Source organism: Ectopseudomonas toyotomiensis, assembly GCF_900115695.1.
GTDB lineage: Bacteria > Pseudomonadota > Gammaproteobacteria > Pseudomonadales > Pseudomonadaceae > Aquipseudomonas > Aquipseudomonas toyotomiensis.
On sequence record NZ_FOXK01000014.1, the window covers coordinates 83,148 to 109,445 of the forward strand.

Below are 26,298 nucleotides of genomic sequence, written 5' to 3' on the forward strand. Positions count from 1 at the left end.
GCCTTTTTTGCGAGGGTTGCTGCCCTGTCTTCGTGAGACAGGCGATTGGGCGCAGCCTAGCATAGCGCCGTCCCTCACCTCGTCCGGAAGCTTCAAGCATGTCCAGCAGTCCTGCCGCTACGACCCTGGCCGGCGCCTCGCCCATCAGTCAGGCCAGCCCTCTGGTGATACGCGTGATCGGCGCCTGCGCCCTGGCGCACCTGATCAACGACCTGATCCAGGCGGTGTTGCCCGCCATCTACCCGATGCTCAAACTCAACTACGGCCTGAGCTTCGCCCAGATCGGCCTGATCACCCTGACCTTCCAGCTCACCGCCTCGCTGCTGCAGCCTTGGGTGGGCTACCACACCGACCGCCATCCCAAGCCCTGGCTGCTGCCCGCCGGCTCGTTGTGCACCTTGGTCGGCATCCTCATGCTGGCCTTCGTCGGCAGCTTCCCGGCGATTCTCCTGGCCTCGGCGCTGGTGGGTATCGGCTCGTCGACCTTTCACCCCGAAGCGTCGCGCATCGCCCGCCTGGCCTCGGGTGGGCGCTACGGCCTGGCACAGTCCACCTTCCAGGTCGGCGGCAATGCTGGCACCGCCTTCGGCCCGCTGCTGGCGGCGGCCATCATCATTCCCTACGGCCAGGGCAACGTCGCCTGGTTCGGCCTGTTCGCCGCCTTCGCCATCGTCGTGCTATACGGCTTGAGCCGCTGGTACCGCCACCACCTGACGCTGTTCAAGCTCAAGCAGGGCGGCGTGGCCACCCACGGCCTGTCGGCAGGGCGGGTGAAGTTCGCCCTGCTGATCCTGGCGCTGCTGGTGTTCTCCAAGTACTTCTACATGGCCAGCTTCACCAGTTACTTCACCTTCTTTCTGATCGAGAAATTCGACCTGTCGGTGGCCAGCTCGCAGCTCTATCTGTTCCTGTTCCTCGGCGCGGTGGCGGCCGGCACCTTCTTCGGCGGGCCGATTGGCGACCGCATCGGGCGCAAGCAGGTGATCTGGTTCTCCATCCTCGGCGTGGCGCCGTTCTCCCTGCTGCTGCCGCACGTCGACCTGTTCTGGACGGGCGTGCTGAGCATGGTGATCGGCTTCATCCTGGCCTCGGCGTTTTCCGCCATCGTGGTCTTCGCCCAGGAGCTGATGCCGGGCAACGTCGGCATGATCGCCGGGCTGTTCTTCGGCCTGATGTTTGGCTTCGGTGGCATCGGCGGGGCGCTGCTCGGTTATCTGGCGGACATCCACGGCATCGAGGAGGTGTTCTTGATCTGCTCCTTCCTGCCGCTACTGGGTATCCTCACGGCTTTGCTGCCGTCGCTCAAAAAACAGTAGCCGCTCACCACCTGCAAGTAAGGACAGCCATGATCACCTGCTATCTGCGCTATATCGTCGACCCCTACAAACTCAAGGAATTCGAGCACTACGCGAAGCTGTGGATTCCGTTGGTAGAGCGCTTCGGCGGCACGCACCACGGTTACTTCCTGCCGTCCGAGGGCGCCAACGACGTGGCCCTGGCGCTGTTCAGCTTCCCCAGCCTGGCCGACTACGAGCGTTATCGTCAGGATTCCTTCGCCGACGCCGAATGCCAGGCGGCCTTTCGCTACGCCGAAGAGACACGTTGCATCCTCAGCTACGAGCGCAGCTTCTTCCGGCCCGTATTCGACTAGGGCGACGCATGCCTGTGGTGGTGAGCTAAGCGACTCGTCGCCATACGCTGGCCAGCCAGGGTTGCTGGTCGCGTGGCAGGCCGGCGGGGCGGTAGTAGTGCTCCAGCTCGACGAAACCGGCCGCCGTGAGCCGCGCGCGCCAGCGTTCGAGGTCGTGGTAGCTGCCGTAGCGCGGGCCGTTCCAGCCTTCCTGATTCTCGCCGCGTGGGTTGGAGCTGAACAGCACACCGCCGGCCTTGAGCGCCGCATGCAGCTCGCCGAGCACGCGCGGCAGCTCCTGATCGGGCACATGGAACAGGCTGGCGTTGGCGAAGATGCCGTCGAAATGTCCGGCCGGCAGGTCCAGTTCGAGAAAGCTCTGCTGCCACACCTCGCAGCCGCTATCGGCACGCGCCATGGCGACGAACTCGGCGCAGCCATCGAGGCCGACGGCGGTATGGCCGAGGCTGCTGAACGTACGCAGATCCCGCCCCGGCCCGCAGCCGAAATCGAGGATGCGCCAGGGCTTCTCGCCCTCGATATGGCGCAGCAGCGCGGCGATGTTCTGGCTCACGTCGTGGTCGCGCGTGCCCTCGCGAAAATCCTCGGCGCTGCTCTGGTAATGGGCCAGGGTGAGGGCGCTGATCTGCGCGAGTTCATCGGGGCTCAGGGGCATGGTGAGGTTCCGGCAAAAGAGCGCATTAAAACCCTTTGGCGGGGCGCACGGCCAGAGGCGGCGTGGTCCTTGGTCGGTAGCCAATGAACCTGCGTACCGCTTGCACAGTCCCATTTCCTGAGGGGTGTAGACCGGCTGTCAGCAGCCGGGCGCCCACAATCAAGGAGATAACGCGATGGTTACGCACTACAAAGTCTCTGGCCACCTCGCCTGTGGCTCTCATGGTGAAAAGCTGCCCGCCACCACCGAGCTGGCCAAGGTCAAATGCCGCAATTGCCGCAAGACCGAAGTGTTCACCGAAGCTCGACGTAACGCACGCAATGCCGCGCGCCGTGCCGCCCGCCGCGAAAAGGCTGCCCGCGCCGTCAACGACTGGCGCACTTCCTGGGAGGCGCGTCTGGCTGCCTTGCCAGGCCCGCAGCGTCTGCCGCGTGGTTTCGGCGACCAGGCATTCGTCTAGCCTGGATATTGGCGGGAGGAACGACCTCCCGCATCCGCCCGCGCTGCCAAGACCTGTAGGAGCCGCGCCCCGCGGCGAATGGAACCGGCAACTCGATATTGCGATACGGCCGCAGCCGTCTTCGCGCCGGGGCGGCGCTTCTACAGTGACCGAACCAGGCGCGGCACCCGGCGTTGTCCAGTAAGGCGCTCGTGTGCGTCTGACGCCTGGCACGGTCCAGGGCGCGATCTGCGCAACAGCCTGTTCCCGGGTTTGCCCCGTAGCGGAGCTTTCCCGTAGATTGGCCGGCTTACCTCGTCCGGCACTGGCCGGTTCTGCCTCGAGATTTTCGCCGTGTCCGCTGCTCCTGTTTCCGTTTACCGACTTCCCGGTTTCCTGCCGTTTCTCATCGCTCGCATCGTGGTGGTGTTCGCCGTTCAGATCCAGGCCATCGTGGTGGCCTGGCAGGTCTACGACCTGACGCGTGACCCGCTGTCGCTGGCCTATGTCGGCCTGGCCCAGTTCATCCCCATGCTGGTGCTGCTGATGCCGGCCGGCGACCTCATCGACCGCTACGACCGCAAGCTGATCCTCATGCTCAGCTGGCTGGTCGAAGGCCTGTGTGCGGCGGCGCTGCTGTGGTTGTCGCTGAGCGAAGCGGCCGTCAGTTGGTATTACGCGGTGCTGGTGCTCTACGGCTGTGGCCGCGCCTTCACCGGGCCGGCGCTATCCAGTCTGCTGCCGCAGATCGTGCCGCGCGAGCGCCTGGCCGCGGCCATCGCCGCCAACAGCATGATCATGCGTGGCGCGACCATTTCCGGCCCGGTGATCGGCGGCGGCCTGTACGCCATCGGCGGTGGCGGGCTGACCTATTCGGTCTGCCTGGTCTGCTTCCTCGCTGGCTCCGCACTGCTGCCGCTGGTACCGGTGCGTTACGCGGAAAAGATGCAGGCGCTGGAAGCCACCGCCTGGACGCGTTTTACCGCTGGCATCCACTTCATTCGCACGCGGCCGATCATCCTCGGCACCATCTCGCTGGACCTGTTCGCCGTGCTGCTTGGAGGCGTGATCGCGCTGCTGCCGATCTACGCCCAGGAAGTGCTGGAAGTCGGGCCGACGGGGCTCGGCCTGCTGCGCAGCGCCATGGCCATCGGCGAAGTGTCGGTCGGTTTGTACCTGAGCATGAAGCCGTTCAATCGCCATGTCGGCCTGGTGATGTTCGGTGCGGTGGCGCTGTTCGGTGTGGCCAACCTGGTGTTCGCGCTGTCCAGCCTGTTCTGGCTGTCCTTCGCCGCGCTGGTGGTGGCCGGCGGCGCGGATATGGTGAGCATGTACATCCGCTCCTCGCTGGTGCAGTTCTCCACCCCGGACGCTATGCGCGGCCGGGTCAACGCGGTGAACATGCTGTTCATCGGCTCTTCCAACGAACTGGGCGAGTTCCGCGCCGGCACCAGCGCCGCCTGGTTTGGCGTGGTGCCGGCGGCGCTGATCGGCTGCGCCTGCACCCTGACCGTGACCGGCGGCTGGATGCTCGGCTTCAAGAGCCTGCGCAAGGTGAATCGCTTCGAGGATGCGTCGCCGAGCAAGGCGGCCTGAGCGCTGGTGTCGCAGCTTGACGTGGTGCGCACAGCGCACCCTACGGGGTAATCGTGTAGGGTGCGCCGCGCGCACCGCCCCCACCCAGCGCCAGATCGGATGCAACCGTAGCCCGGATGAAATCCGGTGAAACCTGCAGCAGAAGACCCCGGATTTCATCCGGGCTACGAAGGTGCATCAGCCCAAGCGCAATAGCGGCCGCAGCTTGAGCCCAAGCACAATGCCCACCAGGCAGAACAGGCCGAACACCCAGCCCGACGCCGCGCCGGCCATCACGCCGGACAGCAGCGTGCCCACGGTGCAGCCCAACGCCAGCAGGCTGCCCCAGCCCAGCAGCACGCCGCCGAACAGGTCGCGCAGCCAGTCGCGCGGTGCGCCGCTGCTGGGACGAAAATCGCCGGCGGCCAGGGCGCTGGCCCAGGCCGCGATCACCAGGCCGATGACGAACAGGCCGTTGTTCGACAGCAGGGTCTCCTTGACCGCCGTGGCGCAGCCGGAAAAGCCGTCCAGTCCCTCCAGACGTTCGGGCAGCCAGCCCAGGCTGTCCGCGCCGGTACGCGCCAGGCTGCCCAGTTCGGCCGTCACCCCCAGCGGCGCGACGCGAAAGTAGGCCAGCACCGCCAGCCCACCGATCAGCACGCCGCCGACCCAGGCCGGCCAGCGTGCGCCGAACAGCAGCGACCATAGCCTCTGTGTTTCGGAAGGTGTGCCCGCCTGGCGATAACGCAGCAGCCAGGCGGCCAGCGCACCCAGCAGCGCCAGTTGCAGCAGCAGCGAGCCGCCGTAACCGAGCCGGCCGGGCAGCCAGAGCACCGGCGCTTCCTGCAGGGCGGCCAGATACAGCGGGTTCCAGCTGAGAAAGCCGAGGGCGAAGCCGAGCAGCGCGCCGCCCAGCGCGGCCAGCGAGGCGAAATTGCCCTCGCCGAGGCGATACAGGTGCGCGCTGATGCACGAGCCGGAAATCGCCATGCCGAGGCCGAACACCGTGGCGGCCAGAGCCAGCACCCAGCTCAGCGGACCGATATGGGCATCCGGGGGCAGGCGCCCGCCGCTGGGGTCGGGCAGGAAGGCGCCGAACACCGCGTGATAGCCGAGGGTGCCCACCGCCAGGGCGGCGAGCAGGCCGAGCAGGCCGTCCGGTATGCGGCGTTCGACGAAGTCGCGGGTCACGCAGAAGAAGCAGAAGCGCGAACGCTGCAGCAGCAGGCCGAACAGCGCGCCGCTGGCCAGCGAGTAGCTAAAGGCGCGGCCTTCGTTGCTGCCGTCGGCCAGCTGCCAGATGAAGGCGAGCAGGGCTATGGCGATCACGCCAGCTGTGGCGATGGGTAGCGTTGCGCGAGGGGAGGCAATGCTGGCGGTCATGGGTTGTCCTTGCCCGACGAAAGCGGCCCCGGTGTTTAGGCCGGGGCTGTGTTTTGCGTGACTGGCGTTTGTTTTGCAGGAGCGGCTGCGGCCGCGAAACTCGCGGATAAATCCGCTCCTACAGGAGGCATCAGCCTTCATAGCGATGGATCGGTGAGGCGTGATCCACCCTACGCCTGGATCGGTTCAAGCCTACTTGCCACCCCAGACGGTGCCGGCCACGTTCACCACCGGCACGCCCACGGCGTTGCCGTATTCGGTCCAAGAGCCATCGTAGTTGCGCACGTCATAGCCGAGGATTTTCTTCAGGGCGAACCAGGTGTGGCTGGAGCGCTCGCCGATGCGACAGTAGGTAATGATCGGTTTGCTGCCGTCGATGCCCACCGCGGCGTAGACCTTCTTCAGCTCTTCAGCCGATTTGAAGGTGCCGTCAGCAGCCACCGCCTGACCCCAGGGCACGTTCACCGCGCCAGGCACGTGGCCAGCGCGCACGGCCAGCTCCTGCACGCCCTGCGGGGCGAAGACCTTGCCGTTGTATTCGTCCGGCGAGCGGATATCCACCAGTTGCACGTCGCTGCGCTTCTCGGCGGCGGCGAGTACGTCCGGGAGGAAAGCGCGCAGATCCTTGTTGGCGGCTTTCACCGTGACATTGCCAGCGCTCGGCGTGCTGGCGCGGCTGTCCAGCTGACGGCCTTCGGCCTCCCACTTGGCGCGGCCGCCGTCGAGCAGCTTGACGTTATCCACGCCGTACACGTCGAACACCCAGGCACCCCAGGCGGCGAACCAGTTGTTGTTGTCGCCGTAGAGGATGGTGGTGCTGTCGTCATTCACCCCGGCCTTGCGCAGCAGTTGCTGGAAGGCTTCCTGGCTGGCGATGTCGCGGCGTACCGGGTCGACCAGGTCGCTGTGCCAGGCGAAGTTGACCGCACCGGGGATGTGCCCGCGCTCATAGACGCCGGGCGCCACGCTGACCTCGATGATGCGCACCTTGGGATCTTTCAGGTTCTTTTCCAGCCACTCGGTGCTGACCAGATAGTCGCTGGCGGCATGCGCCGTGACCGTTTGCAGCAGGGCGGCGGCGGCCAGCAGGCCTGCGCCCAGGAGAGTCTTGATAGTCATTTTCTACGACCTTTTGATGGTTGGCAGTGTTCAGGCTAGCTAGCCTTCTTCGATGCGAGATACCGCTTTTTTCTATGCATATTCCCTGTGGTTCGCTCCTCCTTGTCAGCTGTACAGCGACGGCTGCGGGCCCTGGCCGCTGAGCAGCCAGTGGCCGAGGTCGCGCACCTTGTAGTCGATGGGATCGTGCAGGCTGTGCACGCGTACGTTGCGCCAGAAGCGGTCGAAGCCGTAGCGCGAGCTGGTGGCGCGGGCACCCATGGCTTCGAAGATCTGGCTAGTGATATCGAGGGCAGCTCGCACCGCCACCACCTTGGCCTCGCTGATGGCCAGCGCCACCTCGGCGCGTTCGGCGGCGGTCAGCGCCGGTTTTTCCCAGGCGCTCTGCAGGCGTTGGGCGGCGTGCTCGGCCAGGGGCAGGGCGCTGCGGTAGCGCAGCCACAGTTCGCCATAGCGTTGCTGGATAAATGGATCGTCGCTGGCAGTGGCCACGCCGGATGCCGGCCAGGCGCGGCTCTGTTCGCGGGTGTAGCGCAGCGCTGCATCCAGCGCGCCCTGGGCGTTACCCAGGTAGAGCTGGGTGAGGATCAATTGCGACAGGCAGGCGCGCAGCGTGGTGCGCGGGCTGGGGCCGACCGGGCCGAGCAGCTCGCTGGCGTCGACGAACACCTGCTCGAACTGCACCGTGCCGCTGTCGGTCTGGCGCTGGCCAAAGCCGTCCCAGTCGCTGTTCACCGCCAGCCCCTCGCGCTGGCTGGGCAGGACGATGAACACGCGATCTTCCGGGTTCTTGCCGCGCGGTGCGCTGATCACCAGCGCATCGGCGCCCAGCGCGCCGGAGCAGAACGACTTGCTGCCATTGAGCTCGTAATGTTCCTCGCGTGGGCTGAGTTTGAGGCCGGTGTCGCGGCCGTTGGTGGCGTTGCCCCAGAACCAGCGCTCCTGCACTGTGCAGCTCAGCCAGTGGCGCTGCTGATCGGGGTTGCCGAACAGCAGGATGGTCGCCACCTGCAGGTGCTGGAAGGCGAACAGGTGGGCCAGCGAGCTGTCCACTGCCGCCAGGTAGCGCACGATGCGGTAGATCTCCGGCCAGGCCACGCCCTGGCCACCGTACTGCTGCGGCACGGCCAGGGTCAGCAGGCCACTGTCGCGCAGCAGTTCGCGTTCGGCCTGGGCGCTGCCCCCAGCACGATCACGCTCCACCGCGCTGGCTGCCAGGCGCCGGGCCAGGCGTTCGACCTTGGCCGTGCGGCTGCCGAAGTCCACGGGGAACAGGTGCGCGGCGAACAATGGTTCGTCGCGCAGGCTGGGGTGCAGACGGGCTTCGGCACTCATTGCGGGCTCCAGATGCTGACTTCGCGAGCATCCACCGAGGTCGGCAGCAGGCTGGCGCCGTAGAAGGCATCGGCAATCTTCTGCTGCTCGGCGAGGCTGTCTGGTTGCACCAGGCGTACCTGGTAGCTGCGCTTGGCGTTGGCTTTCTCGACGATGGCCGGGTCGAGGTTGCCCCACAGCGGGCCGAGGATTTCAGCCGCCTGGCGCGGGTTGGCGCGCAGCCAGTCGCCGGTCTTCACCAGCTCGGCGAACACGGTCTGCAGCACCTGCGGGTGGCTCTTGGCAAACGTGGCGCTGGTCAGGTAGTAGCGCTGGTAGTCGGCCAGGCCCTTGCCGTCGGCAAGGATGCGCGTCGGCAACTGTTGCTGGGCGCCGCTGAGGAAGGGCTCCCAGGTGACCCAGGCGTCCACCTTGCGGTTCTCGAAGGCGGCGCGGCCGTCGGCCGGGGTCAGGTAGGCCGGTTCGATATCGCTGAACTTCAGGCCGGCCTGCTGCAGCGCAGCGATCAACAGGTAGTGCACACCGGCCGCCTTGGTCACAGCAACCTTTTTACCCTTGAGGTCGGCCAGGGTTTTGATCGGTGAATCCTCGCGCACGATGATCGCCTGCGCGCTGGGCGAGGGCGCTTCCTGGGCGAAGTAGGCGAGGTCGGCGCCGGCGGCCTGGGCGAACACAGGCACGGTGTCGGCGACGTCGGCAGAGAGGTCGATATTGCCGACGTTGAGCGCTTCTAGCAGCGGCTGACCGTTGGGGAATTCGTGCCAACTGATGGTGATGTCTTGGTCGGACAGTGCCTTCTCCAGGGTGCCCTGGCTCTTCAGCAGGCTGATCAGCGTGGAGGATTTCTGGTAGCCGATGCGCAGTTGCTCGGCGGCCTCGGTGAGCGGGGCGACGAGCAGGCCGATGGCAAGAGAGGCGGCGATCAGTGTGCTGCGTTTGGAATGGGTCTTGGACATGGCGGCTCTCGATACGAACACGTGCCGGCCATGAGATTGCGGCGGATCACGCGTACTTCAGTGTTGAGGGAAAGAAGTCCGGTGATCCGGTGGAGAGAAGCTAGACGATCTAAAAAATAGCCAACAAATAATTTTTGGGAATTAGCTTAGGCGCATATCGGCCCGAAACATCGGCCATTCGAGCGAACGTAGTGAAGCCCGGGACGTCGGCTGCTCGTTATTGTGTAGGGCGGCCCGGTACGCCCTACGAGCCTCAATCCATTTCCATATATTCTTTTTTGTTACTACAAAGTGAAAAATAATTCTTTTTAGGGATTAACGCTCGTCTCGTAGATTAGTCACCAGCCGACAGCGGACCACCGCATCGGGCCCGAATCAGGGGCTCTTAGAACCTGTTCACGGTCTCGCGAGCGAGAGTCAGGCAAGGCGAAATCAGGCGAAAAAGCGCAGTTTACGAGTTGTAAATGAGCATTTTGAGCCTGGTTTCAACGCAGCATGGCCGACGCGCAGCAGATCGTGACCAGGTTCGTATGCCAATCCGCCGAGACCAGCGCCATGTCCGCTGTCCTGCCGAGCCCCTGTGCAGTGCCAAAACCTAAAACAGCACATACAGCACCTGGAGCATCGAGCATGAACAAGTCCAATCTGGCGCTGGCCGTCGCCCTGGCCGCACTGGCCACCGAAGCGACCGCCGCTGGTTTCATCGAAGACAGCAAGGCCAGCATCGGCCTGCGCAATTTCTATTACGACCTCAACAACAAGAACACCGCCAACAACAACGGCGAGGCGCAGGAGTGGGGGCAGGGCTTCATCTTCAATTACAGCTCCGGTTTCACCCAGGGCACCGTCGGTTTCGGCCTCGACGCTATCGGCTTGCTTGGCGTCAAACTGGACTCCGGCGGCACCGCGAGCAAGGCCGGCCGTGATCGCACTCCCGGCCAGCTGTTCCCGCTCGATAGCGACGGCAGCGCCGTGGACGACTACAGCAAGGCCGGTGTGACCGCCAAGGTACGCCTGTCCAAGACCGAGGCGCGCATCGGCACCCTGCTGCCGAAGCTGCCGGTGGTGACCTTCAACGACGGCCGTCTGCTGCCGCAGACCTTCGAAGGCGGGCAGATCACCTCCAACGAGATCGACGGCCTGACCCTGACCGCCGGCCAGCTGGAAAGCACCAAGACCCGCAGCTCCACCGACGACATCGCCCTGCGTATCGCCGGCGCCACCGGTGACGCCGACACCAACAAGTTCTACTTCGCCGGCGGCGACTACAAGCTGACCAAGGACCTGACGCTGCAGTACTACTACGGCAATCTGGAAGACTTCTACAAACAGCATTTCCTCGGCCTGGTGCACAACTGGGCGATCGGCCCAGGTTCGCTGAAGACCGACCTGCGCTACTTCGACAGTGGCTCCGACGGCAAGAATGGCAGCGCCTCCGGCCGTGCCGATGGCTACCGCAGCGCCGGCTACTGGCGTGCCGGCGACAGCAGCACTGGCGAGGTCGACAACCAGACCTGGAGTGCGCTGTTCACCTACACCCTGGGCAGCCACTTCGCCAGCCTGGGCTACCAGCAGGTCGAAGGCGACAGCGCCTTCCCGTTCCTCAACCAGGGCGGCGGCAGCTCGTCCTACCTGATCACCGACCGCCAGATCGGCAAGTTCCAGAACGCCGGCGAGCGCACCTGGGTGGCCGAGTACGGCTATGACTTCGCCAAGCTTGGTGTGCCGGGCCTGAAGGCCAGCGTCGCCTACCTCAAGGGTGACAACGTCGACTCCGCCAACGGTGACCTGAAAGAGTGGGAGCGCGACTTCCGCCTCGACTACACCCTGCAGGACGGTCCGCTGAAAGGCCTCGGCGTGTCCTGGCGCAATGCGACCCAGCGCGGCAACGTCAGCACCGACGCCGACGAGAACCGTTTGATCCTGAGTTACACCCTGACGCTGCTCTGATCCACTAACCCAGTTGTGACATCTCCTGACCGGCTCGCCAACGGGCCGGAAGGTATTTCATCCAAGTGAGGAGATGACCATGAAGAAGAATGCCTTGCGCGTTGGCCTGGCGGCCCTGTTCGCCGCCTGGTTGCCAGCCGCCGTACATGCTGCACCACCGAAAGAAGTCCGCCTGGACTACGCCTACTACGCCCCCACCAGCCTGGTGCTCAAGCAGCAGGGCTTGCTGGAAAAAGCCCTCGCGCCGCAGGGCATCGCCGTCAAGTGGGTGTTCAGCCAGGGCAGCAACCGCTCGCTGGAATACCTCAACGGCGGTAGCACCGATTTCGCCTCCACCGCCGGCCTGGCCGCCGTGCTCAGCCGCGCCAACGGCGCACCGATCAACACCGTCTACGTCGCCAGCCGCCCGGAATGGACAGCGCTGGTGGTGCCCAAGGACTCGCCCATCCAGTCTTTGGCCGACCTCAAGGGCAAGAAGGTCGCCGCCACCAAGGGCACCGACCCCTTCCTGTTCCTCCTGCAAAGCCTGCAGAAGGCCCGGCTGGACAAGAACGCCGTGGACATCGTCCACCTGCAACACCCCGACGGTCGCGTCGCTCTGGAGCGCGGCGACGTGCAGGCCTGGGCCGGGCTCGACCCGTTGATGGCGGCCAGCGAACTGCAGGCCGGTTCGCGCCTGCTGTACCGCAACCGCGACTTCAACAGCTACAGCGTGCTCAGCGTCACCGAGACCTTCGCCAAGGAGCAGCCCGAGCTGATCCAGCAGGTGATCGCCGCCTACGAGCAGGCGCGCCAGTGGGCCATCGCCAACCCCGATGCTCTGGCCCAGTTGCTCGCCGACGAAGCCAAGCTGCCGTTGGAAGTGGCCAAGCTGCAACTGTCGCGTACCGACTTCAGCAACCCGCAGCCGGGCGCTGAACATATCAAGGCGCTGAAAGCCTCTGCGCCCATCCTGCTCGACGAGCAACTGGTGCGTCCGGGTACCGACGTGGCTCAGGTGGTCGACCAACTGAGCCAGCCGCAACTGGCCGCTCAGGTGATCGGCAGCAACGTGGCCAAGGCGGGGAACTGACCGATGGGCGCGCTCAATCTCGTCATCGGTCGCTGGGCCGAACGGCTTCCAGGCTGGCGGCCGGCACTGACCGACCTGCGCGGTTGGGTGGTGCCCCTGCTGATTCTGGCTCTGCTGGAAACCCTGGTGCGCAGCGGTGTATTGCCCGCGCACCAGATGCCTGCGCCGAGCCAAGTGGCGCAAACCCTGTACTTGCTGGCGCAGAGCGGCGAGCTGTGGCGGCACCTGAACGCCAGCCTGCTGCGCGTCGGCGCCGGTTTTGCCATCGGCGCCGCGCTGGCCATCGTCATCGGCACCTGGGTGGGCCTCAGCCGCCGCGCCGAAGCCTATCTGGAGCCGACCTTCCAGGCGTTGCGGGCGATTCCCAGCCTGGCCTGGGTACCGTTGCTGCTGCTCTGGTTGGGCATCGACGAAACGCCGAAGATCGTGCTGATCGCCCTCGGCGCCTTCTTCCCGGTGTACCTGGCGCTGCTCGCCGGCATCCGCAATATCGACCGCAAACTGGTGGAAGTGGGCCGGCTCTACGGCCTGTCGCCGCTGGCGCTGGTGCGCCGCATCCTGCTGCCCGCTGCGCTGCCGAGCCTGTTCACCGGCCTGCGCGGCGCGCTCAGCCTGAGCTGGATGTTCCTCGTCGCCGCCGAACTGATCGCCGCCACCCGTGGCCTCGGCTACCTGCTCAGCGACGGCCGGGAAACCTTGCGACCGGATCTGGTGATCGCCGCGATCCTGCTGCTGGCGCTGCTCGGCAAACTCAGCGACAGCCTGCTCAAGGCCTGGGAAACCCGCGCCCTGCGCTGGCGCGACAGCTTCAAGGGCGGGGAGGGCGGAGCATGAGTGCGCTGCTGAAACTGCAGAATATCCACAAGGCCTTCGCTGAGGTACGTGTGCTCGAAGACGTCAGCCTGAGCCTGGCCGCTGGCGAAGTGGTCAGCCTGCTCGGCCCCTCCGGCTGCGGTAAAAGCACCCTGCTGCGCATCGCTGCCGGGCTGGATCAGGATTATCAGGGAGGGCTGGAGCTCAACCCGCTGCTCAACTTCGGGCGTGGCAGCGGCATCGGCGTGGTGTTCCAGGAACCCCGGCTGATGCCCTGGCTCAGCGTGGCGCAGAATGTTGGCTTCGCCGATGGCTGGGTGGCTGACGACCAGTGGGTTGAACAATTGCTCCGTGACGTCGGCTTGCACGGGCGTGGCGAGGCGCTACCCAAGCACCTCTCTGGCGGCCAGGCCCAGCGTGTGGCCATCGCCCGCGCCCTGTACGGTAAACCGCAGGTGCTGCTGCTCGACGAACCCTTCAGCGCAGTGGACGCCTTCACCCGCATGAAGCTGCAGGATCTGCTGGTGGCGCTGGCTGCACGCTACGAGATCGCCGTGCTGCTCGTCACCCATGACCTCGACGAAGCCTTCTACCTCAGCGACCGCGTGCTGATCCTTGGCGGCACACCAAGCGGCCTGCAACGCGAACTAGCCGTCCCCCTGACCCGTCCCCGCGACCGCCGCTCGGCCGAACTGGCCTACCTGCGTGGCGAGGCGCTGACTGAGCTGTACCAGTCACACGTGCTGTAAACGAACTCTTCAAGGTGGAGTACTTTTTCGGGCCGTAAGGCCCGATTTTTTGCCCGTGTCGCGTGCATCGATGCGGCGTAGCCCGGATGAAATCCGGGGGCTCTTCCTATGGGGCTGTGGGGGGAGTGCATGTATGAAACCGATAATTCCACTGCTGTGGACCTTCAATCTTGAAGGTCCATCGACCTGGTTATATAGCGATGCCTTTCAGGAGGTTTGAATGATCAGAAAAATAGGGATAGCCCCATTCTGCCGATCAGAAACAACAGCAAAATCAGGAAAAAGATACGGATGAATCCGCTTCCATAACGCAGTGCCAGGAAAACGCCTGTCAGAGACCCAGCGATATTGCACAGGCCTACGATGCCACCTGCCAGCCATAACACATTGCCTGATGGCGCGAAGAACAGCAGCGCCGCGCTGAACGTCCCCAAGTTGATGAGCTTGGCGGAAGCCGAAGCGTTCAGGAAATCAAAACCGAAGAACCTGACGAATACAAAAAGCAAAATACTGCCACTGCCGGGGCCGAATACGCCATCGTAGAAACCGAGTAGTGCACCGAAGAATATGCCGAGCAGAATTTCTCGCCTGCCATGTTGCAGGTTGCCTTGGTGTTGCCCAAAGTCCTTCCTGACAAAGGTATGGATGGCCATGGCGATCAGGAGCACAAAGACGGCATATTCCATGAGTGCTTTGGGAATGAGCGACACCGAAAGGGCGCCTAGGAAAGAAAATACGAAGGCAGAAATCATCGTGGGTAGCATGAGCGTCCAGACGATATTTATTCTTCTCAGGTAGCCCGAGATAGACGAAATATTTCCCAGTAATACCGCCAGTTTGTTCGTGCCGAACACGGTGGCCAAACTATGTTGCGGTAATGCATGCAAAAGTGCAGGCACTTGCACAAGGCCGCCACCACCAACTGCCGCATCAATCAGTCCACCGCAGAACGCAAAGAAACCGAGTGCAACGATGACGTACTCAAAACTCATCATGCATTTCCCAGTTTGGGGATATTAGGGGCGGTGACATACAGGGCTATCCATTTACAGGTAAGGGTGTGGGTATTTAAACGGACGTCGTCATGCGGTTAGCGCATGGTGAAGTCCACGGAAGGCATTATCCTTAAAGGAATCGCATATTAAATGCGGTGCTTGCTCAATACGGCTGAGTTGGCTCGACAACGCTAAGTTGGTTGAGTGCGCTGAACAAGTAACTTATAGTTAGTTGTCTATTCACTTTTAGTGAGCGGTGTTGCAATGGAATTGTCACAGCTGAAAATGTTCAAGGTGGTTGCCGACCACGGCAGCATCGTACAGGCCGCTAAAGTGCTGCACTGCGTTCCCTCGAATATTACGAATCGCCTCAAGCTCCTTGAGCAGGAGTTGGGGGTGGCGCTGTTCATTCGCAGAGGTCGAGGGCTTGTCATCAGTCCCTCGGGCGAGTTGTTTCTCGGCTATGCCAATAAGATTCTGGCAGTATGTCAGGAAGCTAAAAGAGCACTCGCCACGGATGCAGTGCCCTCTGGTGTGCTGAAGATCGGTGCTATCGAGTCCGCAGCCACAGGGCGATTACCGATTTTATTATCCAAGTACCATCATCTTTATCCCGATGTGCAGATGCAATTCAGCACCGGAACATGGTCTCAATTAATCAATGATGTGGTAGGGCATAACCTGGATGGTGCAATCATCGCAGTCAATACAATACATCCAGATATTGCTCAGGTGGAGGTCTATAAGGAACCGCTGGTCATGATTGCATCTCCCTCTGTCGGTGCAATATGTGCGCCACAGGATTTGGAGCAGATGAACATATTCATGTGGCCTGAGGGGTGCCCGTATCGACGTGCACTTGAAGGATGGCTGAATGAGCACCACGTATCGACTGCCATCACCAGCATCGCCAGTTATGGAACCATCCTCGGTTGCGTCAGTGCCGGGGCAGGCGTTTCCCTGGTACCTGTAGGGGTTTTCGAACAGTTCAAGAAAATTGGGAATATCAGTGGCTATACCTTTAGCCAGTTATCGCCTGTGCAGAATTATTTCGTATGGAACAAGCATGTTGGTTTTCACCGAGCCAAGGATGCATTTGCTGAGCTGCTGCAGAATGAGTTCAAAAGGCTATAAATCTGGTGGTGGAACTGGCCGCCCGCTACGAGATCGCCATGTTGCTGGTCACCCATGACCTCGACGAAGCCTCCTACCTCAGCGACGCACGTGCTGGCCCTTCGTAGCCCGGGTCCAGACCTCTCCATAACCACCCACAAATTCTGTTAACAGCGCTGTGGATAACCTTTGCAAAAGCCCTCCGCGCCTAGCATTCAAGCGGGCCGTAGCAGGCCGTTCAGTTTTTGCCCAATGACGCTTTGCTGGCGTTATCGCCAGGCGGAATATCGCTTTTAATCAATCACTTGGCTGGGGTTTTCAACAGCAGGGCAGGGTGCGGGCGGGTTACCGGGCGTCGTGCACAGAATCTGGGGAAAGTGCTGTGGATAAGATGCGGGAAAACTCGCCCAGGCCAGGTGGGACAAGGGCTGCGCGGCGATGGTGATTTTTCGTGCGCTGTCGCGCGGCGGTCATGTTCTGCGGCTATAGTGGCCGGTCGATTTTGTCCACCATGGAGCCCTTCGATGTCCGAGTCCCCTGAGCGTCTCGCCCCGGTCAGTCTGCTGCAGGCTTTCTGGTTCTGGCTAAAGCTGGGGTTGATCAGTTTCGGAGGGCCGGCGGGGCAGATTTCGATCATGCATCAGGAGTTGGTGGAGAAGCGCCGCTGGTTGTCCGAGCGACGCTTTCTGCATGCGCTGAACTACTGCATGTTGCTGCCCGGGCCGGAGGCGCAGCAGTTGGCGACTTATATCGGTTGGCTGATGCACCGCACCTGGGGTGGAGTAATTGCCGGGGTGCTGTTCGTGCTGCCGTCGCTGCTGATTCTGGTCGCGCTGTCCTGGGTCTATCTGGTGTTCGGCGACGTGCCGTTGGTGGCGGGGATCTTCTATGGCATCAAGCCGGCGGTGACGGCCATCGTGGTGCAGGCGGCCTGGCGTATCGGCGGGCGGGTGTTGAAGAACGCCTGGCTGTGGGCCATCGCGGCGGCGGCTTTCGTGGCCATCTTCGCGCTGCGGCTGCCGTTCCCGCTGATTGTGCTGGGTGCGGCGCTGGTGGGGTATATCGGCGGGCGACTGGCGCCGCAGCACTTCGCGGTCGGCGCCGGGCATGGCGAGAAGGGCGGGGCGCATGCGCCAGCCTTGATCGATGATGAGACGCGCCTGGCGCACACGCATTTTCGCTCCAGCCGCCTGGCGCTGATCCTGTTGGTCGGCGTGCTGCTCTGGCTGTTGCCTATGGGCCTGCTGACCCTGGCGTTCGGCTGGCAGGGCACACTGACGCAGATGGGCTGGTTCTTCACCAAGGCGGCGCTGCTGACCTTTGGCGGCGCCTATGCGGTATTGCCCTATGTGTACCAGGGCGCCATCGACCACTACGGCTGGTTGACGCCCCGGCAGATGATCGATGGCCTGGCGCTGGGTGAAACCACGCCGGGGCCGTTGATCATGGTGGTTGCATTTGTCGCCTTCGTCGGTGCCTTTGGCCAGCCGCTGTTCGGCGGCGATTCGGCCTTCGCCAGTGGAGCGCTGGCGGCGGTGCTGGTCACCTGGTTCACCTTCCTGCCGTCGTTTCTGTTCATCCTCGCTGGCGGGCCGCTGGTGGAATCGACCCACGGGCAGTTGAAGTTCACCGCGCCGCTGACCGGGATCACCGCTGCGGTGGTTGGCGTGATCCTCAATCTGGCGCTGTTCTTCGGTTATCACGTGCTCTGGCCGCAGGGCTTTGCCGGGGCGTTCGACTGGGTGTCGGCGTTGATTACCCTTGGCGCGGCGTTGGCTCTGTTCGCTTTCAAGCGCGGGGTGATCGAGACCATTGCAGGGTGCGCTGTAGTCGGGCTGGTGGCGCATCTGTTGGTTTGATGGATAGGTTTGGCATCGCTTGGTGGGTTACGCGGCGCGCCAAGTTTGTACGTGGCTGTGGTAGCGGTGTTTTGCGCCGCTAACCCACCCTACGGGTATGCGTTCATGCAGCCGCAGCCGTGAGGCCTGGATAAGTCGCCGCTGAAGCGCCTCCCACAGGGCTGACTCCACTGCATCAATACGATTTCTTTACGCCTCGGCATTGGGGCGCCAATCGAATTTTTACGGCCTGCCTTTCGACAATGCTCGCGAGCGGATTCCCCGCATCGTGGAGCTTTGGACATGAACGCAATCGATGGTGTGTCGCTGATCCTGGTGGTCGGCCTCTTCGCCTACCTGCTGTCGGCGCTGCTGACTGCCGGACGTGGTTGAGGAGGCGGCCATGCACGACTACGACTGGCTGCTGCTGGCGGCCTTTTTCCTGCTGGTGCTGGCACCGGCACCCTTTCTCGGGCGCTATTTCTACCGTGTGATGGAGGGCCAGCGCACCTGGCTCAGCCCGCTGCTGCAGCCGGTAGAGCGCCTGTGCTATCGCGTGGCTGGCGTCGACCCTGAGCAGGAGCAGAGCTGGCGCGGCTACTCCTTGGCGCTGCTCGTCTTCACCCTGGTCTGCCTGCTGGCGCTGATGAGCATTCTGCTGCTGCAGGGCGGCTTGCCACTCAACCCGCAGCAGGTGGCGGGAATGAGCCTGCCGCTGGCGTTCAACACGGCGGTGAGCTTCGTCACCAACACCAACTGGCAGGCCTACAGTGGTGAGGCGCAGCTCAGCTACTTCAGCCAGATGCTCGGCCTTGGCGTGCAGAACTTCGTCAGCCCGGCGGTGGGCCTGGCGGTGCTGGTGGTGCTGTGCCGGGGTTTGGCGCGGCAGTCCAGCGACCGTCTGGGCAACTTCTGGGTCGATATCACCCGCGCTGTGCTCTACGGCCTGTTGCCGCTGTGCCTGGTGCTGGCCGTGCTGCTGGTGTGGCAGGGCGTGCCGCAGAACTTCAGCGATTACGTCTCGGCCACCACCCTGCAAGGCAACGAGCAGACCCTGCCGATGGGGCCGGCGGCCAGTCAGATCGCCATCAAGCAACTGGGCACCAATGGCGGCGGCTTTTTCGGCGTCAACTCGGCGCATCCGTTCGAGAACCCCACGGCGCTGAGCAACCTGCTGGAGCTGGCGTCGATCCTGCTGATCCCGGCGGCGCTGGTGTTCACCTTCGGCCATTACGTGCGTGACCTGCGTCAGAGCCGGGCGATCCTCGCCAGTATGCTGCTGCTGTTCGTCATCGGCCTTGGTGTCTGTGCCTGGGCGGAGTTGCAGCCGAACCCGGCGCTGGCGGGGCTGCCCATCGAGCAGGTCGGCTCGCTGGAGGGCAAGGAGGCGCGCTTCGGCAGCTTCGCTTCGGCGCTCTGGGCGACCACCACCACGGCGGCGTCCAACGGCTCGGTGAACGCCATGCATGACAGCTTCAGTGCCCTCGGCGGGCTGGTGCCGCTGGTCAATATGCTGCTCGGCGAGATCATCTTCGGCGGCGTCGGCGCGGGCCTCTACGGCATGCTGTTGTTCGTGCTGATCGCGGTGTTCCTCGCCGGCCTGATGATCGGCCGCACCCCAGCCTACCTGGGCAAGAAGCTGGAAGCCCGCGAGGTGCGCCTGCTGGTTGCCACGTTGCTGGTGATGCCGCTCGGCGTACTGGTGTTCGGTGCCCTGGCGGTGAGTTTCGCCGGGCCGGCGGCGTCCATCGGCAACCCTGGCCCGCATGGCTTCAGCCAGGCGCTGTATGCCTACGGTTCGGCCACCGGCAACAACGGCTCGGCCTTCGCCGGCTTCAGCGCCGACACCCCCTACCACGACCTGATGCTCGGCCTGGCCATGCTGCTCGGGCGCTTCGGCTACATCCTGCCGGTGCTGGCGATTGCCGGCAGCCTGGCGGCCAAGCGCGCCGCGCCGCAGGGGCAGAACAGCTTTCCCACCCATGGGCCGCTGTTCGTCGTGCTGCTGACTTTGACCATCCTCCTGGTGGGTGGCCTGACCTTCATGCCGGCGCTGGCTCTGGGCCCGCTGGCCGAACACCTGGCGTTCTGAAGGAGAAACCGTGATGAATGCCCCCGTAACGGCGCAACGCAGCGCCCAATCGTCCAGCAGCCAGCCGCAGACCGGCCTCGGCGCGCTGTGGCGCCCGGCCCTCAAGCAGGCCTTCGTCAAGCTCGACCCACGGCAACTGGTGCGCTCGCCGGTGATGCTGGTGGTGGAGCTGACGGCGCTGGTCACCAGCGTGCTGTGCTTCGTCCCCAGCCCTACCGTCAGTACCGCCCTGGGTGTGCAGATCGCCCTGTGGCTGTGGTTCACCGTGCTCTTCGCCAACTTCGCCGAAGCATTGGCCGAGGGCCGTGGCAAGGCGCGCGCCGACAGCCTCAAGTCCGGCAGTCAGGGCTTGATGGCCAGCAAGCAGGTCGGCGCGCAGTTCCAGTCCGTCCCTGCCAGCAGCCTGCGCAAGGGCGATGTGGTGCGGGTCGAGGCCGGTGAGCTGATCCCTGGCGACGGCGAGGTGATCGAAGGCGTCGCAGCGGTCAACGAAGCGGCGATTACCGGCGAGTCCGCGCCAGTGATCCGCGAGTCTGGCGGCGACCGCTCGGCGGTCACCGGCAACACTCGCCTGGTCTCGGACTGGCTGCTGGTGCGCATCAGCGCCGACCCCGGCGAGTCCACCCTCGACCGCATGATCGCCCTGGTCGAAGGAGCGCGCCGGCAGAAGACGCCCAACGAAGTGGCGCTGGATATCCTGCTGATCGGCCTGACCCTGATCTTCCTGCTGGTGGTGGCCACGCTGCAGCCGTTCGCCCGTTTTGCCGGTGGCGATCTGCCGCTGATCTACCTGGCGGCGCTGCTGGTGACGCTGATCCCCACCACCATCGGCGGCCTGCTTTCGGCCATTGGCATCGCCGGCATGGATCGCCTGGTGCGCCTCAACGTCATCGCCAAGTCCGGCCGCGCCGTGGAGGCGGCCGGCGACGTGCACACCCTGCTGCTGGACAAGACCGGCACCATCACCTTCGGCAACCGCCGTTGCAGCGCCATGGTCAAGGCGCCGGGCGTGGCCACCCCGGAGCTGGCCGAGGCGGCGCTGCTGGCCTCGCAGGGCGACGACACGCCGGAGGGCAAGTCCATCATCGAATACCTGGCCTCGTTGCACCCGATGGCGGTGCCCGAGCGCAGCGGCATGACCCTGATCGCCTTCAGCGCCGAGACACGCCTGTCCGGCGCCGACGTGAACGGTGTGGCCTACCGCAAGGGCGCGGTGGACGCCGTGCTGGCCTACCTCGGCCTGGGTCGTAGTGATTTGCCGGCGCCGCTGGCGCGCGAGGTGGAGAAGATCGCCCAGAGCGGCGGCACACCGTTGCTGGTGGCCGGCAATGGTCGCCTGCTCGGCGCCATCCACCTCAAGGACGTGGTCAAGCCGGGCATCCGCGAACGCTTCGCCGAGCTGCGCGCCATGGGCATCCGCACCGTGATGGTCACCGGTGACAACCCGCTGACCGCCGCCGCCATCGCCGCCGAAGCCGGTGTCGACGACGTGATCGCCGAGGCCACGCCGGAGAAGAAGCTCGCGCGCATTCGCGCCGAGCAGGCCGAAGGCAAGTTGGTGGCGATGTGCGGCGACGGCGCCAACGACGCCCCGGCATTGGCCCAGGCCGACGTTGGCCTGGCAATGAACGACGGCACCCAGGCCGCTCGTGAGGCCGCCAACCTGGTCGACCTGGACAGCGACCCGACCAAGCTGATCGACGTCGTGCAGGTGGGCAAGGAGCTGCTGGTGACGCGCGGCGCGCTGACCACCTTCTCGGTGGCCAACGATGTGGCCAAGTACTTCGCCATCCTCCCGGCGTTATTCGCCGGCATCTACCCGCAGCTTGGCACGCTCAACCTGATGCAGTTGCACAGCCCGCAGAGCGCGATCCTCTCGGCCATCGTGTTCAACGCGCTGATCATCGTCGCGCTGATCCCCTTGGCGCTGCGCGGCGTGCACATCCAGGCGCTGGACGCCGGCCAGTTGCTGCGGCGCAACCTGCTGATCTACGGCCTCGGCGGGCTGGTCGCGCCCTTCGTCGGCATCAAGCTGCTCGACCTGCTGCTGGTGGGGTTGGGCTGGGTGTAAGTGCGTTGTTTGAACGTTCTGTAGGAGCGGATTCATCCGCGAAATGGCCGGGCACGATGCCAAGACAATCGCGAATGAATTCGCTCCTACACAAGCAACGAATCGATATCGGAGATTCATCATGCTCGAACATTTTCGTCCCGCCATCACCACACTGGCTTTCATGACCTTGCTGGTCGGGGTTGCCTATCCCTTGACCGTCACCGGCGTGGCGCACCTGGCTTTTCCCGATCAGGCCGCTGGCAGCCTGGTGCGCGACGACGCCGGCCAGGTACGCGGCAGCCGCCTGATCGCCCAGTCCTTCGACGGCGATCAATGGTTCCAGCCGCGCCCCTCGGCAGGTAGCTACGCCACCGTGGCCAGCGGCGCCAGCAACCTGTCGGCCGGCAATCCGAAGCTGTTTGCCCGCATCGAGCAGGCCAGCGCCGGCCTTGCCGGTGACACGCCAGTGCCGATGCAACTGGTCACTGCCTCGGGCAGCGGCCTCGATCCGCACCTGTCACCTGAGGCCGCCACCTGGCAGGTGCCGCGTATCGCCCAGGCCCGAGGCATGGCCGAAGCCGAGCTGCTGCGCCTGGTCGAAGCGCACACCGAGCGCCCGCTGTTCGGCCCGGCTGTGGTCAATGTGCTGGCTCTGAACCTGGCGCTGGTCGACAATCCATCCACTTCTTCCCAGTGACGAGTGTTCGATGAACGACAGCCTGCGCGCCGAAGCGCTGCTCGCCGACCTGCCCCGCGAAGGCCGTGGCCGGCTCAAGGTGTTTCTCGGCGCGGCGCCGGGCGTGGGCAAGACCTACGCCATGCTCCAGGCCGCCCATGCGCAACTGCGCCAGGGCGTGTTGCTGCGCGCCGGGGTGGTGGAAAGCCACGGCCGCAGCGAGACCGAGGCGCTGCTGCTGGGGCTGCCACAGCAGCCACCGCTGCGCCTGCCGTATCGCGGTCTTGAACTCAGCGAGATGGACCTCGACGGTCTGCTCGCCGACCCGCCCAAGCTGGCGCTGGTCGATGAGCTGGCGCACAGCAACGCCCCCGGCAGCCGCCACGCCAAACGCTGGCAGGACGTGCAGGAGCTGCTTGCAGCCGGCATTGACGTCTACACCACGGTCAACGTCCAGCACCTGGAAAGCCTCAACGACCGCGTCCGCGATATCACCGGTGTGCAGGTGCGCGAAACCGTGCCCGATTGGGTGCTGCAGGAGGCCGACGAGATCCAGCTGGTCGACCTGCCGCCGCGCGAGCTGCTCGAACGCCTGCGCGATGGCAAGGTGTACATGCCCGAGCAGGCGCGTGCGGCCATCGACGCCTTTTTCTCGCCGACCAACCTGACTGCGCTGCGCGAGTTGGCCATGCAGACAGCCGCCGCGCGGGTCGATGCCGACCTCGACCAGCGTTACCGTCAGCTCGGCCAAGCCGCGCCCAGCGTGCTCGGGCGCCTGCTGGTTGGCGTTGATGGCGATGGCGAGGCCGAGCGCCTGGTGCGTCACGCCTGTCGGGTCGCCGAGCGGCGTCATCTGCCCTGGTCGGTGGTGCACGTGGACGGCCGCCAGGCCATGGACGAGGACCAGCGCGGCCGCCTGCAAACCGCGCTGCGCCTGGCCGAGCGCCTCGGTGGCGAGGTGGTGACGCTGCACGGCGACTCGGTGGCGCGCACGCTGCTCGACCATGCCCGCGAGCGCCGCGCCAGCCTGATCCTGGTCGGCAGCAGCACGCGACGCCTACGTCGGCGCTGGTTCGGGCGTGGCCTCGGCGAACGTCTGTTGGCCGCCGGTGCCGGGCTGGAAGTGAGCGTGCTGGATGCGGCGGCTGATCAGCCACGGGCTGGCCGCCGTGCGCGCATCGCCCCGCGCTGGCGCGACTACCTGCTGGCCGCACTGGCGACTGCCTGCGCCACGCTGATCTCCCTCGGCCTGGCGCGGGTGCTGGAGTTGCCGAACATCTCCCTGGTGTTTCTCGCCGCTGTGCTGCTGGTGGCGGTGCGCAGCAGCCTGGGACCGGCGCTGGCCTGCTCGGGACTGTCGTTCCTGGCCTACAACTTCCTGTTCATTCCGCCGACCCTGACCATGCAAATCCAGCGTCAGGAGGACGTGCTGACCCTGCTGTTCTTCCTGCTCATGGCCGGGCTGACCGGCAACCTGGCCAGCCGCCAGCGGCGCCAGGTGCAGGCGCTGCGTCAGGCGCAGGGCGAAACCACCGCGCTGCTGGAGCTGTCGCGCAAGCTCACCGTCGCTGCCGACCGCCAGGCCGTGCTGGCCGTTGCTGAGCAACAACTGGGCGGCTGGGCCGAGATGCAGCTGACCCTGTTGTCGCGCTCGGCGGATGGTCAGTGGCAGCATGAGGGTGGTCTGCAGGCCGAGTTGCCCGATGCTGAGCGTGCCGCCGCCGACTGGGCCTGGCAGCACGAGCAGCCAGCGGGACTTGGCACCGACACCCTGCCCAGCAGCCGCTGGTGGTGGTGGCCGCTGTGCGGCGAGGAGGGGCCGCTACTGTTGATTGGCCTGCAGCGCGTCGACGGCGCGCCGCTGGCGGACGGGCGCCGACGCCTGGTCGCCGCCCTGGGCCAGCCGCTGGCGCAGGCCCTGGCCCGTGCGCAATTGGCCGAGGAGCTGGAGGCGGCGCGCCTGCACGGGCAGACCGAGGAGCTGCGTAGCGCGCTGCTGGCCTCGGTCTCGCACGACCTGCGCACGCCACTGACCGCCATGCGCGGTTCCATCGACAGCCTGCTGGCGTTGGGCGAGGCGATCCCCCTGGCTGATCGTCGTGAACTGCTCGAAGGCACCCGCGACGAGGCCGAGCGCCTCGACCGCTATATCCAGAACCTGCTCGACATGACCCGCCTCGGCCACGGCGGGCTCAAGCTGGCGCGCGACTGGGTGGCACCCAGCGACATCGTCGCCAGCGCCCTGCAACGCCTGCGCGCGGTGCTCGCGCCGCTGCAGGTCCAGTGCGTGCTGCCACCACAGCCGCCGCTGCTGCACGTGCATGCGGCGCTGATCGAGCAGGCGCTGGTCAACGTGCTGGAGAACGCTGCGCGCTTCTCACCGCCTGGCGGGCGTCTGTGCGTGGCGCTGGAGTACGACGAACAGGAGCTGCGCTTCGTCGTCGCCGACCAGGGCCCTGGCATTCCCGAGGCGGAACGGGCGAAGATCTTCGACATGTTCTATACCGCAGCACGGGGTGATCGCGGTGGCCAGGGCACCGGCCTGGGCCTGGCGATCTGCCAGGGCATGGTCGGCGCCCATGGTGGTCGCGTCACGGTGGGCGAGGGCCTCGATGGCCGTGGCGCCAGCCTGATCCTGCACCTGCCGCTGACCACGCAACCGCAAGCCGCCGAGGAAGACTGATGAGCCAGGGGCCGAGCATTCTGCTGATCGACGACGAAGCGCAGATTCGCAAGTTCCTGCGTATCGCCCTCAGTGCCCAGGGCTACCGGGTGCTGGAGGCGGCGAATGGCGAAGAAGGCCTGGCCCAGGCGGCGCTGCACAATCCGGATGTGGTGGTGCTCGACCTCGGCCTGCCCGATCTCGACGGCCAGCAGGTGCTGCGCGGCCTGCGCGAATGGAGCCAGGTGCCGGTGCTGGTGCTCTCGGTGCGTGCCAGCGAGGGCGAGAAGGTACTGGCGCTGGACGGCGGCGCCAACGACTACGTGACCAAACCCTTCGGCATCCAGGAATTTCTCGCCCGCGTGCGCGTGCTGCTGCGCCAGGGCCAGGGGCGCGAAGCACTGCCGGCGAGCATCGCCTGTGGCGCGCTGAACATCGACCTGGCCTATCGCCGGGTCAGCCTCGACGGCGCCGAGATCGCCCTGACACCCAAGGAATACGCGGTGCTGGCGCTGCTCGCCCAGCACCTCGGCCGGGTGGTGACCCAGCAGCAACTGCTGCGTGATATCTGGGGGCCAAGCCATGTTAGCGACAGCCATTACCTGCGTGTGGTGGTCGGCCACCTGCGGCAGAAGCTCGGCGACGACCCGGCCGCGCCGCGTTACCTGATCACCGAGGCCGGTGTGGGTTATCGCCTGCGCGAGCCCGCCTAAAGTACCAAGGCTAGGCGCAAACGATCTCGATGCTGCAGGCCGTTCTCGAACAGCGGCTCGGGGTAGTGCTGCGGGAAATAATCCGGCTCAACCGCCACCACGCGAAAACCGGCGCGCTGGTAGAAGGTCAGCTGGTGACCGAATGTGCCGGTGCCCAGCTCCAGGCGCTGCGCCCCGAGCTGCCGGGCCTGGTCGATGGCGTGACGTAGCAGCAGGGCGCCGATACCCTGACCCTGGTGTTCGGGCGCCACGGCGATGTTCATCAGTTCCCAGGCAGCGGCGGTCATGGCCTTGATCACGTAGACGCCGATGATCGCGTCGTCCAGGCATGCGACCACGCAATGACCCTCCTGCAGATAGCGGGCGATGACGCTGGGGCTGGGGTCGGCCTCCAGCAGCAGCGCCATCGGTACCTGTTCGCTGGGAACCTTGTGCAGGCTTGGGGTGGACATGACGAAC

Annotated in this window: 23 protein-coding genes; 16 read left to right on the forward strand and 7 right to left on the reverse strand. The window is 65.0% G+C overall.

Annotation, left to right across the window (positions count from 1 at the left end):
• Positions 1-98: 98 nt before the first annotated feature.
• Positions 99-1,316 carry an MFS transporter gene (locus BM186_RS23755; protein WP_074918793.1) on the forward strand — a complete coding sequence of 406 codons (1,218 nt, stop codon included), beginning with the start codon at positions 99-101 and terminating at the stop codon, positions 1,314-1,316.
• Between the two features lie 29 nt (positions 1,317-1,345).
• Complete coding sequence (locus tag BM186_RS23760; protein ID WP_074918795.1) at positions 1,346-1,651, forward strand: NIPSNAP family protein; 306 nt, start codon at positions 1,346-1,348, stop codon at positions 1,649-1,651.
• Positions 1,652-1,676: 25 nt separating this feature from the next.
• On the opposite strand, the gene BM186_RS23765 is transcribed toward BM186_RS23760, so the two are convergent.
• Positions 1,677-2,306: a class I SAM-dependent methyltransferase gene (locus BM186_RS23765; protein ID WP_074918797.1), complete on the reverse strand. Its 630-nt coding sequence runs from the start codon at positions 2,304-2,306 to the stop codon at positions 1,677-1,679.
• 175 nt (positions 2,307-2,481) lie between these two features.
• Between BM186_RS23765 and BM186_RS23770 the strand changes: the two genes are divergently transcribed.
• Together BM186_RS23770 and BM186_RS23775 are read left to right on the forward strand one after the other, a co-directional pair.
• On the forward strand, positions 2,482-2,766 hold the full coding sequence (locus BM186_RS23770) for a hypothetical protein (RefSeq protein ID WP_074918799.1): 285 nt from the start codon (positions 2,482-2,484) through the stop codon (positions 2,764-2,766).
• Positions 2,767-3,099: 333 nt separating this feature from the next.
• Positions 3,100-4,341, forward strand: coding sequence for an MFS transporter (locus BM186_RS23775; protein ID WP_074918801.1), 1,242 nt, complete (start codon positions 3,100-3,102; stop codon positions 4,339-4,341).
• A 177-nt stretch (positions 4,342-4,518) separates the two neighbouring features.
• On the opposite strand, the gene BM186_RS23780 is transcribed toward BM186_RS23775, so the two are convergent.
• The 4 genes from BM186_RS23780 to BM186_RS23795 form a co-directional block, all read right to left on the reverse strand.
• Positions 4,519-5,703: a YeeE/YedE family protein gene (locus tag BM186_RS23780; protein WP_074918803.1), complete on the reverse strand. Its 1,185-nt coding sequence runs from the start codon at positions 5,701-5,703 to the stop codon at positions 4,519-4,521.
• A gap of 192 nt (positions 5,704-5,895) precedes the next feature.
• On the reverse strand, positions 5,896-6,822 hold the full coding sequence (locus BM186_RS23785) for a sulfurtransferase (RefSeq protein ID WP_074918805.1): 927 nt from the start codon (positions 6,820-6,822) through the stop codon (positions 5,896-5,898).
• Between the two features lie 105 nt (positions 6,823-6,927).
• Positions 6,928-8,157: an acyl-CoA dehydrogenase family protein gene (locus BM186_RS23790; protein WP_074918813.1), complete on the reverse strand. Its 1,230-nt coding sequence runs from the start codon at positions 8,155-8,157 to the stop codon at positions 6,928-6,930.
• The gene (locus BM186_RS23795; RefSeq protein WP_074918814.1) at positions 8,154-9,113 is read right to left on the reverse strand and encodes an aliphatic sulfonate ABC transporter substrate-binding protein; all 960 of its coding nucleotides are present in this window, start codon (positions 9,111-9,113) and stop codon (positions 8,154-8,156) included. The genes BM186_RS23790 and BM186_RS23795 overlap by 4 nt, the downstream gene beginning before the upstream one ends.
• A gap of 630 nt (positions 9,114-9,743) precedes the next feature.
• On the opposite strand from BM186_RS23795, the gene BM186_RS23800 reads away from it, so the two are divergent.
• From BM186_RS23800 to BM186_RS23815, 4 genes are all read left to right on the forward strand, one after another.
• Positions 9,744-11,063, forward strand: coding sequence for an OprD family porin (locus BM186_RS23800; protein ID WP_074918816.1), 1,320 nt, complete (start codon positions 9,744-9,746; stop codon positions 11,061-11,063).
• Between the two features lie 79 nt (positions 11,064-11,142).
• On the forward strand, positions 11,143-12,135 hold the full coding sequence (locus BM186_RS23805; RefSeq protein ID WP_074918818.1) for an aliphatic sulfonate ABC transporter substrate-binding protein: 993 nt from the start codon (positions 11,143-11,145) through the stop codon (positions 12,133-12,135).
• A 3-nt stretch (positions 12,136-12,138) separates the two neighbouring features.
• Positions 12,139-12,969 carry an ABC transporter permease gene (locus BM186_RS23810; RefSeq protein ID WP_074918820.1) on the forward strand — a complete coding sequence of 277 codons (831 nt, stop codon included), beginning with the start codon at positions 12,139-12,141 and terminating at the stop codon, positions 12,967-12,969.
• On the forward strand, positions 12,966-13,697 hold the full coding sequence (locus BM186_RS23815) for an ABC transporter ATP-binding protein (protein WP_074918822.1): 732 nt from the start codon (positions 12,966-12,968) through the stop codon (positions 13,695-13,697). The genes BM186_RS23810 and BM186_RS23815 overlap by 4 nt, the downstream gene beginning before the upstream one ends.
• 224 nt (positions 13,698-13,921) lie before the next feature.
• On the opposite strand, the gene BM186_RS23820 is transcribed toward BM186_RS23815, so the two are convergent.
• On the reverse strand, positions 13,922-14,689 hold the full coding sequence (locus tag BM186_RS23820) for a sulfite exporter TauE/SafE family protein (protein WP_074918823.1): 768 nt from the start codon (positions 14,687-14,689) through the stop codon (positions 13,922-13,924).
• A 267-nt stretch (positions 14,690-14,956) separates the two neighbouring features.
• On the opposite strand from BM186_RS23820, the gene BM186_RS23825 reads away from it, so the two are divergent.
• The 8 genes from BM186_RS23825 (at position 14,957) to BM186_RS23860 (ending at position 25,839) form a co-directional block, all read left to right on the forward strand.
• Positions 14,957-15,826: a LysR family transcriptional regulator gene (locus tag BM186_RS23825; RefSeq protein ID WP_074918825.1), complete on the forward strand. Its 870-nt coding sequence runs from the start codon at positions 14,957-14,959 to the stop codon at positions 15,824-15,826.
• A gap of 503 nt (positions 15,827-16,329) precedes the next feature.
• Positions 16,330-17,664, forward strand: coding sequence for a chromate efflux transporter (gene chrA, locus BM186_RS23830; protein WP_074918827.1), 1,335 nt, complete (start codon positions 16,330-16,332; stop codon positions 17,662-17,664).
• Between the two features lie 282 nt (positions 17,665-17,946).
• Positions 17,947-18,036 carry a hypothetical protein gene (locus tag BM186_RS23835; RefSeq protein WP_021490657.1) on the forward strand — a complete coding sequence of 30 codons (90 nt, stop codon included), beginning with the start codon at positions 17,947-17,949 and terminating at the stop codon, positions 18,034-18,036.
• Positions 18,037-18,046: 10 nt separating this feature from the next.
• Positions 18,047-19,735 carry a potassium-transporting ATPase subunit KdpA gene (kdpA, locus tag BM186_RS23840; protein WP_074918829.1) on the forward strand — a complete coding sequence of 563 codons (1,689 nt, stop codon included), beginning with the start codon at positions 18,047-18,049 and terminating at the stop codon, positions 19,733-19,735.
• A gap of 13 nt (positions 19,736-19,748) precedes the next feature.
• Positions 19,749-21,806, forward strand: coding sequence for a potassium-transporting ATPase subunit KdpB (gene kdpB / locus BM186_RS23845; protein ID WP_074918831.1), 2,058 nt, complete (start codon positions 19,749-19,751; stop codon positions 21,804-21,806).
• A 121-nt stretch (positions 21,807-21,927) separates the two neighbouring features.
• Complete coding sequence (kdpC, locus tag BM186_RS23850; RefSeq protein ID WP_074918833.1) at positions 21,928-22,485, forward strand: potassium-transporting ATPase subunit KdpC; 558 nt, start codon at positions 21,928-21,930, stop codon at positions 22,483-22,485.
• Between the two features lie 10 nt (positions 22,486-22,495).
• Positions 22,496-25,147, forward strand: coding sequence for a sensor histidine kinase (locus BM186_RS23855; protein WP_074918835.1), 2,652 nt, complete (start codon positions 22,496-22,498; stop codon positions 25,145-25,147).
• Positions 25,147-25,839, forward strand: a complete 693-nt coding sequence (locus BM186_RS23860) for a response regulator (protein ID WP_074918837.1) — start codon at positions 25,147-25,149, stop codon at positions 25,837-25,839. Before BM186_RS23855 ends, BM186_RS23860 begins: the two co-directional genes overlap by 1 nt.
• Here the strand turns inward: BM186_RS23860 and BM186_RS23865 are convergent.
• Positions 25,836-26,291: a GNAT family N-acetyltransferase gene (locus BM186_RS23865; protein ID WP_074918839.1), complete on the reverse strand. Its 456-nt coding sequence runs from the start codon at positions 26,289-26,291 to the stop codon at positions 25,836-25,838. The genes BM186_RS23860 and BM186_RS23865 overlap by 4 nt on opposite strands.
• Between the last annotated feature and the right edge of the window lie 7 nt (positions 26,292-26,298).